Here is a 12,718-nt window from a genome sequence, read left to right as displayed (position 1 = left end):
ACGATATGTGCGTTCCCGCGCGGGCGCTCGTGTGGGCCTATTTGGTTTAGAACCCTCATTGCCACTCACGACCCCCGCCCGCAACCACACACCTTGCCCCTCGGCAAGACCAAGCCACCGACCTTGAGTTCCAAGCGCGTGAAGGCAGCTCCAGCGGTCAGGACCACTCGTGTTTCTGCGACCGCCCCAGCAGTTCGGCTCCCGCACGCCGCGGGTCGACCCCTTCGTGGCACACGCGGTGCATCGCGTCGGTGATGGGCATGTCGACGCCGTGGCTCAGCGCGAGTTCCCGGATCGACGTGCACGACTTGACGCCCTCGGCCACCTGCCCGCCCGCGGCGTCCAGCGCCTGCCGCAGGGTCTCTCCCCTGCCCAGCCGCTCGCCGAAGGTCCGGTTGCGCGACAGCGGCGAGGAACACGTCGCCACCAGGTCGCCGACGCCGGCGAGCCCGGCGAAGGTGAGCGGATCGGCGCCGAGTTTCGCGCCGAGCCGCGCCATCTCGGCCAGCCCTCGGGTGATCAGCGTCGCCATCGTGTTGGTGCCGAGCCCCAGTCCGGCGGCCATCCCGCAGCTCAGCGCGATAACGTTCTTGCACGCGCCGCCCAGTTCGCAGCCGACGACGTCGGTGTTGGTGTACGGCCGGAAGTACTGGTTGAAGCTCGCCCGCTGGATCGCCTTGGCGTTGTCGTGGTCCGTGCACGCGACCACCGCGGCCGACGGCTGCCCGAGCGCGATCTCCTTCGCGAGGTTCGGCCCCGATACGACCACGATCCGGCCGTCCTCGACGCGCGCGATCTCGGCGATGACCTCGCTCATCCGCTTGAGCGTGCCGAGTTCGACACCCTTCGCGAGGCTCACCAGGATCGCGTCGGAGGGCAGCAGACCGGACCACTCCGACAGATTGGTCCGCAGCGTCTGGCTCGGCACCGCGAGGACCACGGCCTGCGCGCCGTCGAGCGCCTCGGCCGGCTCCGCGGTCGCGGTGATCCGCGCGGGCAACTCGATATCGGGCAAATAGGACGAATTTCGGTGCTGGTCCCGGATCTCCGCCGCGACCTCGGGCCGCCGGGCCCAGATGGTCACGTCGCGGCCGGCGTCGCCGAGCACCTTGGCGAACGCCGTGCCCCACGATCCGGCGCCGAGTACGGTCACCCGCTGGACCTCGGCCATCAGGCGTCGTCCTCCGGCTTCTTCGCGGGCGGTTCCTCCTGGCGGATCTCCGCGAGCAGGGTGGTGATCTCGGTCATCATCAGCTCGGTGACCTCGCGCAGCTTGGACGCGCTGCGCGTGGACCCGTCCTTGTAGGCGGACAGGTCCATCGGCTCCCCGACCAGATGCGTGATCGTCTTGCGCGGGAACGGCGTGAACTTCTTCGTGTACCCGTTGAAGATGTGGTTCGTGCCCCAGCGGGCGATCGGGATCACCGGCACGTCGGTCTCCAGCGCGAGCCGCGCCGCGCCGGTGAACGGCTTCTTCGGCCAGCCGTCGGGGTCCTTGCTGATCGTCCCCTCCGGATAGATCACGACGACCTTGCCGTCACGCAACGCCTGGTGGGCGGCCTTGAGGCTGTCACCGGCGGCGGCCGAACCGCGCGAGACCGGGATCTGCCCCGCGCCGACGAAGATCTTGCCGAAGACCGGCGTCCTGGTCAGGCTCTCCTTGCCGAGGAACCGCGGCACCCGCTTCTGCCGGTGCACGAACACCGCGTCCACCGCCGGGTCCATGTGGGACACGTGGTTGAGCAGCAGCAGCGCGCCGCCTTCGCGGGGGATCTTCTCCTCACCGCGGTAGACGCGCCTGGCGATGGCCGTCGCCGGATAGAACAGTGCGGCGGCGACGCCAACCCAGAAGCCGCCCTTCTCACGCCGGGCCAATTCGTCCTCCTCGAAGTCGCACGTGCCGTCCCAGACCCCAGATCCTGCCGCCCGCGTACGAGCGGGGTCCAGGGAGGGTCGGGTAAGAATGCAGATGTGGACGTGGACCTGATCGTGCCGATGAAACGCCCGGCGCAGGGCAAGTCGCGCCTTCGCGGCGCGGTCGTGCCCGAGCGGCACGCCGAACTGGTGCTGGCGCTGGCGTACGACACGCTGGCCGCGGCGACCTCGGCGGACGGGGTCCGCCGGGTACTGGTGGTCTCCGCCGACCCGGCGTCGGTGGCGGATCTCGCCGAGCTGGGCGTGGAAATCGTCGCCGAACCTTCGCGAGGCGGATTGAACGCCGCCCTGCGCCACGGCGCGGAACTGCTGCGCCGGGACACCCCGTCCGGTCTCGTCGGCGCCCTGCAGGCCGACCTGCCCGCGTTGCGGACCGAAGACCTCACCGCCGCGCTCGCCGAGGCCGCCGGTGAGCGGGCCTTCGTCGCGGACCGGCAGGGAACTGGCACGACGCTGCTGCTCGCGGGAGCGGGCCGGGCCCTCGAACCCCGCTTCGGCGAGGGTTCCGCGCGGGCGCACACCGCTTCCGGTGCGACGCCGCTCACGATCGCCGCGGAATCGCTCCGCGCCGACGTGGACACCGCGGATGATCTCGCTCACGTCCGCACCCTGGGTGTCGGAAAGCGCACTTCAACGCTGTTGGGAACACCCTGCGTGGCGATGTGACGAGAGTTCACCACGGCGACGCGCGCGCGGCGCACATAATCGCTCCGAGTGGTGAACAATGAAGCCCGTGAGCACAAACGACGGCGGCACCCCGAACTCGGCAAGGAAGCGGAAGACCTCCGCCGCGAAACCGGAACCGGACCACAGCGGCACCAAGCCCGTCCGGGCGAGGAAGACCAGTCCCGCGGTGAAGACGAACAGCACCCCGCGCGCGGCCATCCGCGCGACGCGCGGCGGTTCGGCGAGCCGTCCCGCACAGGAGTTCCGCGCGCTGCCCGCCGCGCCGCCCGCGGTGACCTCGGCGCCGACCGCCGTCGAGACGCTGCCCGACGACCGGTACTTCAACCGTGAGCTGTCGTGGCAGGACTTCAACGCCCGCGTGCTCGCGCTGGCCGAGGACGAATCACAGCCGCTGCTCGAACGCGCCAAGTTCCTGGCGATCTTCGCGTCCAATTTGGACGAGTTCTACATGGTGCGGGTCGCCGGCCTGAAGCGCCGCGACGAGACGGGCCTCCCGGTCCGCAGCGCGGACGGGCTCACCCCGCGCGAGCAGCTGGCCTACATCGCCAAACGCAACCAGGACCTGGTCGAGCGGCATACGAACGCCTTCGAACTGCACCTGCGGCCGCGGCTGGCCGACGAGGACATCCACATCGTCGGCTGGAACGACCTGACCGGCGCCGACCAGCTCCGGCTGTCCAACTACTTCAGCGAGCAGATCTTCCCGGTGCTCACACCGCTGGCCGTGGATCCCGCGCATCCGTTCCCCTACATTTCGGGCCTTTCGCTCAACCTCGCGATCACCGTCCGGGACCCGGAGGCGGGCACCGAGCGGTTCGCCCGCGTCAAGGTGCCGAGCAACGTGCCGCGGCTCATGCGGATCGAACAGCAGCCGAGGGAGAACCGCACCGCGACCTTCCTGCCGCTGGAGGAACTGATCGCCGCCCACCTCGGTGAGCTGTTCACCGGGATGGAGGTCACCGAACATCACGCGTTCCGGGTGACCCGCAACGCGGATTTCGAGGTCGAAGAAGACCGGGACGAGGACCTCCTCCAGGCGCTGGAGCGCGAACTGGCGCAGCGCCGGTTCGGCCCGCCGGTGCGGCTCGAAGTCGCCCAGGACATGAGCGAGCACATGCTCGAACTGCTGCTCCGCGAGCTGGAGGTGGACCCACGCGACGTCGTCGAGGTCCCCGGTCTCCTGGACCTGACCTGCCTGCACCAGTTGTCCGGAGTGGACCGGAAGGAACTCAAGGACCGCCCTTTCGTCCCCGCCACCCATCCGGCGTTCGGTGAGCGCGAGACGCCGAAGTCGGTGTTCGCGACGCTGCGCGAGGGCGACGTCCTCGTGCATCACCCGTACGACTCGTTCTCCACCAGCGTCCAGCGGTTCATCGAACAGGCCGCGGCGGACGACAAGGTGCTGGCGATCAAGCAGACGCTGTACCGCACCTCCGGTGACTCCCCGATCGTCGACGCGCTGATCGACGCCGCCGAGGCGGGCAAGCAGGTCGTCGCGCTGGTGGAGATCAAGGCGCGGTTCGACGAACAGGCCAACATCACCTGGGCGCGCACACTGGAACGCGCGGGCGTGCACGTGGTCTACGGCCTCGTCGGGCTGAAGACGCACTGCAAGGTGTCGATGGTGGTGCGTCAGGAGGGTTCGACCATCCGCCGCTACTGCCACATCGGCACCGGCAACTACAACCCGAAGACGGCACGACTCTACGAGGACCTCGGCCTCCTGACCGCCGATCCGACGATCGGCGCGGACCTGACGGATCTGTTCAACGTGCTCACCGGGTACTCCCGGCAGGACACCTACCGCAACATCCTCACGTCGCCGCACGGGATCCGCCGCGGCATCGTGCGCGCGATCGGCGAGGAGATCGAACTCGCACGCGCCGGGCAGACCGCGGGGATCCGGATCAAGTGCAACTCGCTCGTCGACGAGCAGGTGATCGACGCGCTGTACCACGCGTCGCAGGCCGGAGTGCCGGTCGACATCGTGGTGCGCGGCATCTGCGCGCTGAAACCGGGAGTGGAGGGGCTGAGCGAGAACATCCATGTCCGCTCGATCCTCGGCCGGTTCCTGGAACACTCGCGCATCTTCAACTTCCGCGCGGGCGGCACGCAGTGGATCGGCAGCGCGGACATGATGCACCGCAACCTGGACCGCCGCATCGAGGCGCTGGTGCGGGTCAAGGATCCGAAGCTGACGGCGCAGCTGGACTACATCTTCGAGTCCGCGCTGCACCCCTCGACCCGGTGCTGGGTGCTGAACTCGACCGGCGAGTGGACGCCGTTCCCCGCCTCCGGCGACGACGTCCGCGATCACCAGGTCGAACTGGCGAAACGACACGGAGCCGCCGGATGAGCGCGGTCGTGCGGGCGGCGGGTGCCGTCCTCTGGCGTCGTGACGGCGACCGGATCGAGGTCGCGCTGGTCCACCGGCCGCGCTACGACGATTGGTCACTGCCGAAGGGAAAGCTGGATCCGGGCGAGACCGTCGCGCAGGCCGCGGTCCGCGAGATCGAAGAGGAGACCGGCTTCGAGGCGGTGCTGGGCCGGTATCTGTTCCGGACCGAGTACACCGTCGCGGGTGCGCCGAAGACCGTCGACTACTTCTCCGCCCACGTGGCTTCGGGCGAGTTCGCCCCGAACGAGGAAGTCGACGAACTGCGCTGGCTCGACGCGGAGGCCGCGGAGAAACTGCTGACGCGCCCTGGCGACGTGCGGGTGCTGCGCGAGTTCTCCGCGCTGCCGCCCGACCTCACCACGGTGGTACTGGTGCGGCACGCCAAGGCGGGTAAACGCGACGAGTGGAACGGCGACGACGACCTGCGGCCGCTTTCGGACGCGGGCCAGCGTCAGGCCGAAGCGCTGCGTTCGCTGCTGCGGCACTACGGGCCGACCAGGGTGCTCTCGGCGCCGCGGCTGCGGTGCGTCCAGACGGTGAACGGGCTCGCCGAAGACCTCGAGGTCGAGATCCGGCACGAGCCGCTGCTGTCGGAAGAGGGCTACTGGCCGGACCCGGTGCTCGGCGTCGCACGGCTGCTGGCCATCGCGGGCGACGGCGGGACACCGGTGATCTCCAGCCAGGGCGGCGTGATCCCGGACGTGGTGAGCGCGCTGGCCGACCGCGACGGCGTCGACCTGCACGCCGCGCGTGGCGGGGTGGTGCCGTCGAAGAAGGGCTCGTTCTGGGTGCTGTCCTTCCGGTCGCCGACCGAAGAAGACGGGCCGGTGCTGGTGGCGGCGGACTACTTCGCGTCGCCTCTGCCCACGCCCGCGCCCGCGCATCCCTGAGTCCCCCGCGGTGACAGCGAACTGACAGCGCCCCCTGGTTTACTCCACCCGTGTCCAGCGGGGGGCGGACGCGGTACTCGCCGTTCAGCCTGGGGGTGGAACGGACAGCAACGTCCGTACTTCGTCGGCACGGGGATCACCGAGGCGCTGGCATACGGCCAGCGCCTCGGCTCCGTATGCCTCGGCCTCCGCGGTCCGGCCCGTACTCAGCATGATCTTCGTCAGCGTGATGAGCGTGTCGATGGTCCCGTATTCGGCGCCGAGGCCGTGGAGTTCGGCCAGCGCTTCGGAACCACTCGCCTCCGCTTCTTCGAACCGTTTCGCGCCCGCGAGTGCTTCGCCTGAGTTGGAGAGGGCGAGTGCCGCGTGGTACCGGTCGCCGAGATCGGCGAACGCCTGCCTCGCTTCCAGCGCGGCTTCGACCGCGCCGTCGAAGGCGCCCATCCCGATCCGGCTCGCGCTGATGTTGAGGAGCGCGTGCGGGACGAAGGTGCGCTGCCCGGTGGCGGCGGCGAGGCGCGCGGCCTCGGCGGCGACCTCTTCGCTCTTCTCGAATTGGGAGCGGAGGTAGTAGGCCCCCGACAGATTCGACAGGATCGCGACGGTGACCTCGGAGCCCCCGGTCTCCGCGGACGCCTTCCTTGCCTCTTCCAACATCTCCAGCCCCTCGTCGGGACGAAGTGCCCGCAGGTAGGCGGACCCGAGGTTGTTGGCCGCGTACTGCAGGCCCAGCGGATCGCCTGCCGCCCGGGTGGCCTCGACGGCGAGCTTGCCGGTGCTGACCCAGTCCTCCTGATCGTGCCGTTCGGCGTAGAAGGCGCGCAGCAGCCACGTGAGTTTCCAGGCGCGGGTGGCCCAGCCATGGTCGGCGGCGCTCCGGACCAGCGCGGCGAGCGCCTGGCGTTCCTCGACATACCAAGCCATCGCTTCGGCGCGGTCGGCGAAATCGAGCCGCGGCCCGTCGACCGGTTCCAGCGTGACGTCCGAAGTGAGCAGATCCGGCCGGACGAGTTCGTTCGCCGAGGCGACGGCGGCGGTGTACCAGTCGATCAGCCGCCGCAGCGCGGCTTCGCGTTCACCGGGGAGATCGTCTTCGGCGAGTTCCGCGGCGTAGACCCGCAACAGGTCGTGGAACCGGAACCGGTCGGTACGGGGCTGGTTCAGCAAATGCGCCGACGCCAGCTGGTCGATCAGTTCCCGTGCTTCGAGGACACCGGTCCCCGCCGCGACGGCCGCGGTGGTGATCCGGATCGACACCCCCGGGAACAGCCCGAGCAGCCTGAACAGCCGCGCGGCCTCCGGGCGCAACGCTTTGTAGGACCACGAAAACGCCGCTCGCAGATCCGTGCCCGCGTCCTGCGGATCCCGGAGGGTGTCGAGCCGGACGCGCTGATCCCGCAGTTCGTCGACGATCCAGGCCAGTGAGGTTCCCGAAAACCGGGACGCGCGCTCTCCGGCCAGCGCCAGTGCCAACGGCAAGCCACCGCACAGCTGCGTGAGTTCCGCCACCGCGCCGGGTTCGGCGTCGAGCCGGGCGTGGCCGACGCTTTCGGCGAGCAGGGCCTTGGCCGCGTGCTCGTCCAAGGAACGCAACGGCATCCGCCGCGCCCCTTCCCTGGCGACCAGGCCCCGCAACTGGTTCCTGCTGGTGACCACGACCAGATTGCCCGAGCCGGGCAGCAGCGGCCGGATCTGGTCGGCGTCACGCGCGTTGTCCAGCAGCAGCAGCATCCTGGTCTCGGCGAGTCTGCCGCGCAGCGCGGCCGACCGTTGCTCCACTGTGGAGGGCAGTACGTCGGCGGGCATACCCACCGCCTGCAGGAACTCCGACAGTGCGTCCATCGGGGTGACCGGCGTACCGGCGGAATGCCCGCGCAGGTCTACGAAGAGTTGCCCGTCGGGGAATCTTTCCCGGAGCCGATGCGACCAATGGACGGCGAGGGCGGTCTTTCCGACCCCCGCCGTCCCTTCGATGACCACGATCCGTGTCGGCCGGTCCTGGTCGAGGAATCCGTCCAACCGGGCCAGTTCGGTTTCGCGTCCGGTGAAACCCGTGACGTCGAAGGGAAGCTGGCGCGGTACCGGGAGCGCCGGTGCCGCGGGCTCCGCGCGCACGTCCGCGGCGAGCAGTCCGGCGTGCAGCCGCCGCAGTTCCGCACCCGGTTCGACACCGAGTTCCTCGACGAGAAGCGATCGCAGCCGGGCGTATCCGGCCAGTGCTTCGGCCCGTCTGCCCGAGCGGGCGAGAATCCGCACGAGTCTTTCCCATAACGATTCCCGGAGCGGATGCCTGCCGACCAGATCGGTCAATTCGGCGACGAGATCGGCGTCGGCCGCTACCGGCGTATCCAGGTCGATCCGCCTTTCGACGGCGCACAGATACCGCTCGGTGAGCAGCGGGCCCCATTCCTCGGCGAGGGTGGGGGAACCGACGCCTTCCAGCGGTGTCCCGCCCCAGAGCGCGATCGCCTCCGCCAGCAGTTTCCGTTCCTCGGCCGGGTCTTTTCCGGCGGCCTCGTCGAGCAGGCTCAGGAATCGCAGCGCGTCGACCCCGGCTGGTGCGGAACTGAGACGGTAACCGTCCGGTTCGGTCACGACGACACCTTCGCCGAGCAACCGCCGCAAGCGCATCACATTCGTCTGCAGGCTGCCGCGGATCCGTTCCGGGGGTTCGGGTCCCCAGACGCCGCGCGCGAGCGTGTCGATGGAAACCAGACGGCCGCACGACAGGGCCAAGGTGGCCAGCAGTGCGCGTTGACGGGCACTGCCGAGCGAAAGCGGTACCCCGTCCACGATCACCCGGAACGGGCCGAGAAGCCGGATTTCGATGATGGCCACCCCCAGTCCTGCCAGTACTGTGTTCCCCCGTCCCGTCCCCCGCGAGAAGCGTGGCACAGCGAGCCGGCCGCCGAACGGGGTTCCCCGACATTCCGTGGCGAAGACCATGAAAACAGCGGCAGGGCCCCGCGCCGTGCGCGGGGCCCTGCCGTTGGCTCACTCGTGGAGAGGGAGCTTACTTCTTCTTCGCGGCCGCCGAAGTCCGCTTGGCCGGAGCCTTCTTCGCGGGAGCCTTGGCGGTCGTCGCCTTGGCGGCCGGCTTCGCGGCGGCCTTGGTGGCGGTCGCCTTCTTGGCCGTGGTGGCGCGAGTCGTCGTGGCCTTCGCCGCGGTCTTCGGCGCCGCCTTGGTGGCGGTCGTCTTGGCCGCTGCCTTGGTCGCGGTCGCCTTGGCGGCCGGCTTCGCGGCGGCGCGCGTCGTGGTCGCGGCGGCGCGGGTCCGCGTGGTGGTGGAACGCGTCGCGGCCGGGCGGCTGGCGGCCGTCCGGGTCGTCGTCGCGCGGGTGGCGGCGGTCCGGGTGGTGGTGCCGGCGGTCGCACGCTTCACAGCGGTGGCCTTCGGCAGCTTCTTCGAACCGCTGATGACGTCCTTGAAGGTCGTACCCGCGCGGAAGGCGGGCACGTTGGTCTTCTTGACGCGAACGGTCTCACCGGTGCGCGGGTTCCGCGCGGTGCGGGCGGCGCGGGCGCGCTTCTCGAACACACCGAAGCCGGTGATGTTCACCTTCTCGCCCTTGTTGACCGTCCGGATGATGATGTCGACAAGGCCATCGACGGCCTCCGACGCGACCTTCTTGTCGCCCAGGCGCTCCGACAGCGCCTCGATCAGCTGGGCCTTGTTGGCCATTCCAGTCCTCCAAGAAGAACTACTTGTACACGGCCCCGTCGGCCGACTTAGCGCACACGGTATTACCAATGCAGCACAAATTCCAAACGACGCGCGGAAATTTCCCTTGTCTCGGGGGCGGTTCCGCCTCTTGAGGGACCCCTCCAGGGCCTCTTGAGGTGCCGTTCGGTGTGGTTTCGGGGCTGTCTTGGAGAGCCTCGGCCGGGGTGCGGATTCCCTGCTCAGCAAGGGAATCCGCCCCCTTCGACGGGCCTTAGGAAGCGGCCGCCGGGAGGGTCACCGGCTTCCAGGAGGGGCGCTGGGACTCGAAAGTGTCGATCTCATCCGCGTGGCGGAGTGTCAGGGCGATGTCGTCGAGCCCTTCGAGGAGCCGCCAGCGGGTGTAGTCGTCGATCTGGAAGGGCGCGGTGAAGTCCTTGGCTCGTACCGTCTTCGACTCGAGGTCCACCGTGACCTCCGTCCCAGGCTCGTTTTCGAGCAGCTTCCAGAGCAGTTCGACGTCCGCCTGCTCGACCTGAGCGGCGACCAGGCCCTGTTTGCCCGAGTTCCCACGGAAGATGTCCGCGAACCGGGAAGAGATCACGACCCGGAAGCCGTAGTCCATCAGGGCCCAGACGGCGTGCTCACGGGAGGAACCGGTGCCGAAGTCCGGGCCCGCGACCAGGACCGACCCGCTTTTGAAGGGCTCTTGGTTGAGGATGAACGACTCGTCGGAGCGCCAGGCGGCGAAGAGCCCGTCCTCGAAGCCGGTGCGGCTCACGCGCTTGAGGTAGACCGCCGGGATGATCTGGTCAGTGTCCACGTTGGACCTGCGCAGCGGGACCCCGACGCCGGTGTGGTGGGTGAACGCGTCCATGGTGATGAAACTCCTCAGCGATGTCGGCGATGTCAGCGATGTCAGCTGGCGGTGGCGGGCAGCAGGTCTTCGGGGCTGGACAGGGTTCCCCGCACGGCCGTCGCGGCGGCCACGAGCGGGGAGACCAGATGCGTCCGGCCGCCCTTGCCCTGCCTGCCTTCGAAGTTGCGGTTCGAGGTCGACGCGCTGCGCTCACCCGGCTTGAGCTGGTCCGGGTTCATGCCGAGGCACATCGAGCAGCCCGCCTGGCGCCATTCCGCGCCCGCGTCGGTGAAGATCCGGTCCAGGCCTTCGGCTTCGGCCGCCTTCCGGACCCGCATCGAGCCGGGGACCACGAGCATCCGGACCGACTCGGCGACCTTGTGCCCGCGCAGGACGTCCGCGGCGGCCCTCAGATCCTCGATCCGGCCGTTCGTGCAGGAGCCGAGGAAGACGGTGTCCACCGCGATCTCGCGCAGCGGTGTGCCCGGCTTGAGGTCCATATAGGACAGGGCCTTCTCGGCGGCGACGCGCTCGTTCTCGTCGCCGATCTTCTCCGGGTCGGGCACTTCGGCGCCCAGCGGGAGCCCCTGGCCCGGGTTCGTGCCCCAGGTCACGAAAGGCGTGAGCTCGTCGGCGTTCAGGTGCACCTCGGCGTCGAAGACGGCGTCGTCGTCCGTGCGGAGTTCACGCCAGTTCTCGACGGCGGCGTCCCAGTCCGCGCCCTGCGGCGCGTGCGGACGGCCCTTCAGGTAGGCGAACGTCGTCTCGTCCGGCGCGATGAGCCCGGCGCGCGCGCCCGCTTCGATCGACATGTTGCACACCGTCATCCGGGCTTCCATCGACAGGTTCTCGATGGCCTTGCCCCGGTATTCGAGGACGTAGCCCTGCCCGCCGCCGGTGCCGATCTTCGCGATCACCGCGAGGATGACGTCCTTCGCCGTGACGCCGGGACGCAGCTCCCCGTCGACGGTGATCGCCATCGTCTTGAATGGACGGAGCGGCAGGGTCTGGGTCGCCATCACGTGTTCGACCTCGGAGGTCCCGATCCCGAAGGCCATCGCGCCGAACGCGCCGTGCGTCGAGGTGTGACTGTCGCCGCACACCACGGTCATCCCCGGCTGGGTCAGGCCCAGCTGCGGGCCGATGACGTGCACGATGCCCTGTTCGGCGTCGCCCATCGGATGCAGCCGGACGCCGAACTCCTTGCAGTTGTTGCGAAGGGTGTCGACCTGGGTACGGGACACGGGATCCGCGATCGGCAGCTCGATGTCGATCGTCGGGACGTTGTGGTCCTCGGTCGCGATGGTGAGGTCGGGACGGCGCAGTTTCCGGCCTGCCAGGCGGAGTCCGTCGAACGCCTGCGGGCTGGTGACCTCGTGCAGCAGGTGGAGGTCGATGTAGAGCAGGTCGGGCTCGGCCCCCTCGCCGCGCCGCACCAGGTGCGACTCCCACACTTTCTCGGCCAGTGTCCGGGGCATTTCCGGCTCCTCACATGCGGTGAAATCGGTACTTCCCACCATCTGGACATCTCAAACTTCGGGAAGATAGTATCGGCTTGTGGGACAGCATAGCGGTATCGGAGTACTCGACAAGGCCGTGGCCGTGCTTCAGGCCGTGGCCGAAGATCCTTGTGGCCTGGCGGAACTGTGCACGCGGACCGGTTTGCCGCGCGCGACGGCGCACCGGCTCGCGGTCGGCCTCGAGGTGCATCGTCTGTTGCGCCGCGGGCCCGACGGGCGGTGGCGGCCGGGTACCGCGCTCGCGGAACTGGCGGGCGGTTCGACCGACCCGCTGCTCGACGCGGCGAGTTCGGTACTGCCGAAATTGCGCGACATCACCGGGGAAAGCGTTCAGCTCTACCGCCGCGACGGCGTCCAGCGCGTCTGTGTCTCGACCGCGGAGCCGCCGAGCGGTCTCCGCGACACGGTGCCGATCGGCTCACGGCTGCCGATGACCGCGGGCTCCGGCGCGAAGGTCCTCGCCGCGTGGTCGGATCCGCATACGCAGCGGACGATCCTCTCCGAGGCGGTCTACGGCGAGCGCACGCTGCTCGAAGTCCGCCGCCGCGGCTGGGCCCAGAGCGTGGCGGAACGGGAACCGGGTGTGGCGAGTGTCTCGGCTCCGGTCCGGGATTCGACGGGCACCGTGGTCGCCGCGGTGTCGGTTTCCGGGCCCATCGAACGCATAGGGCGTAAACCGGGGGCGCGCTGGGCCGCGGACCTGCTCGCCGCCGCGGACGCGCTGCAGGAGCGCCTGTGACTCCTTGAACCGCGTGAAGGCCCCCTTCC

Annotated in this window: 10 protein-coding genes; 4 read left to right on the top strand and 6 right to left on the bottom strand. The window is 69.4% G+C overall.

The window, feature by feature from the left end; translation table 11 throughout:
* Positions 1-157: 157 nt before the first annotated feature.
* Together ACZ5ZX_RS09295 and ACZ5ZX_RS09290 are read right to left on the bottom strand one after the other, a co-directional pair.
* A complete protein-coding gene (locus tag ACZ5ZX_RS09295; protein WP_465501491.1) occupies positions 158-1,171 on the bottom strand; it encodes an NAD(P)H-dependent glycerol-3-phosphate dehydrogenase in 1,014 nt (337 codons plus the stop codon).
* Positions 1,171-1,875: a lysophospholipid acyltransferase family protein gene (locus tag ACZ5ZX_RS09290; protein ID WP_044855490.1), complete on the bottom strand. Its 705-nt coding sequence runs from the start codon at positions 1,873-1,875 to the stop codon at positions 1,171-1,173. Before ACZ5ZX_RS09290 ends, ACZ5ZX_RS09295 begins: the two co-directional genes overlap by 1 nt.
* A 96-nt stretch (positions 1,876-1,971) precedes the next feature.
* Here ACZ5ZX_RS09290 and cofC point away from each other — a divergent pair, with 96 nt between their 5' ends.
* From cofC to ACZ5ZX_RS09275, 3 genes are read left to right on the top strand one after another with little or no spacing between them, the layout of a single operon-like run.
* Entirely contained in the window at positions 1,972-2,601 is a 630-nt protein-coding gene (gene cofC / locus ACZ5ZX_RS09285) for a 2-phospho-L-lactate guanylyltransferase (protein ID WP_465501490.1), read from the top strand.
* Between the two features lie 58 nt (positions 2,602-2,659).
* On the top strand, positions 2,660-4,978 hold the full coding sequence (locus ACZ5ZX_RS09280; RefSeq protein WP_465501489.1) for an RNA degradosome polyphosphate kinase: 2,319 nt from the start codon (positions 2,660-2,662) through the stop codon (positions 4,976-4,978).
* A complete protein-coding gene (locus tag ACZ5ZX_RS09275; RefSeq protein WP_465501488.1) occupies positions 4,975-5,910 on the top strand; it encodes an NUDIX hydrolase in 936 nt (311 codons plus the stop codon). Before ACZ5ZX_RS09280 ends, ACZ5ZX_RS09275 begins: the two co-directional genes overlap by 4 nt.
* An 84-nt stretch (positions 5,911-5,994) precedes the next feature.
* Here the strand turns inward: ACZ5ZX_RS09275 and ACZ5ZX_RS09270 are convergent, their stop codons facing one another.
* The 4 genes from ACZ5ZX_RS09270 to leuC all read right to left on the bottom strand — a co-directional run bounded on the left by ACZ5ZX_RS09270 (position 5,995) and on the right by leuC (position 11,908).
* Positions 5,995-8,748 (bottom strand): AfsR/SARP family transcriptional regulator, encoded by a 2,754-nt coding sequence (locus tag ACZ5ZX_RS09270; RefSeq protein ID WP_465501487.1) that lies wholly within the window; start codon positions 8,746-8,748, stop codon positions 5,995-5,997.
* A gap of 175 nt (positions 8,749-8,923) precedes the next feature.
* The gene (locus ACZ5ZX_RS09265; protein ID WP_465501486.1) at positions 8,924-9,592 is read right to left on the bottom strand and encodes an HU family DNA-binding protein; all 669 of its coding nucleotides are present in this window, start codon (positions 9,590-9,592) and stop codon (positions 8,924-8,926) included.
* 253 nt (positions 9,593-9,845) lie between these two features.
* The gene (gene leuD, locus ACZ5ZX_RS09260) at positions 9,846-10,448 is read right to left on the bottom strand and encodes a 3-isopropylmalate dehydratase small subunit (protein ID WP_465501485.1); all 603 of its coding nucleotides are present in this window, start codon (positions 10,446-10,448) and stop codon (positions 9,846-9,848) included.
* A gap of 41 nt (positions 10,449-10,489) precedes the next feature.
* Positions 10,490-11,908 (bottom strand): 3-isopropylmalate dehydratase large subunit, encoded by a 1,419-nt coding sequence (leuC, locus tag ACZ5ZX_RS09255; protein ID WP_465501484.1) that lies wholly within the window; start codon positions 11,906-11,908, stop codon positions 10,490-10,492.
* Between the two features lie 79 nt (positions 11,909-11,987).
* On the opposite strand from leuC, the gene ACZ5ZX_RS09250 reads away from it, so the two are divergent.
* Positions 11,988-12,689 carry an IclR family transcriptional regulator gene (locus ACZ5ZX_RS09250; RefSeq protein ID WP_005158149.1) on the top strand — a complete coding sequence of 234 codons (702 nt, stop codon included), beginning with the start codon at positions 11,988-11,990 and terminating at the stop codon, positions 12,687-12,689.
* Positions 12,690-12,718 lie beyond the last annotated feature (29 nt).

Source organism: Amycolatopsis sp. NPDC033938, assembly GCF_055575975.1.
This window is presented reverse-complemented; position numbering and strand designations above follow the sequence as displayed.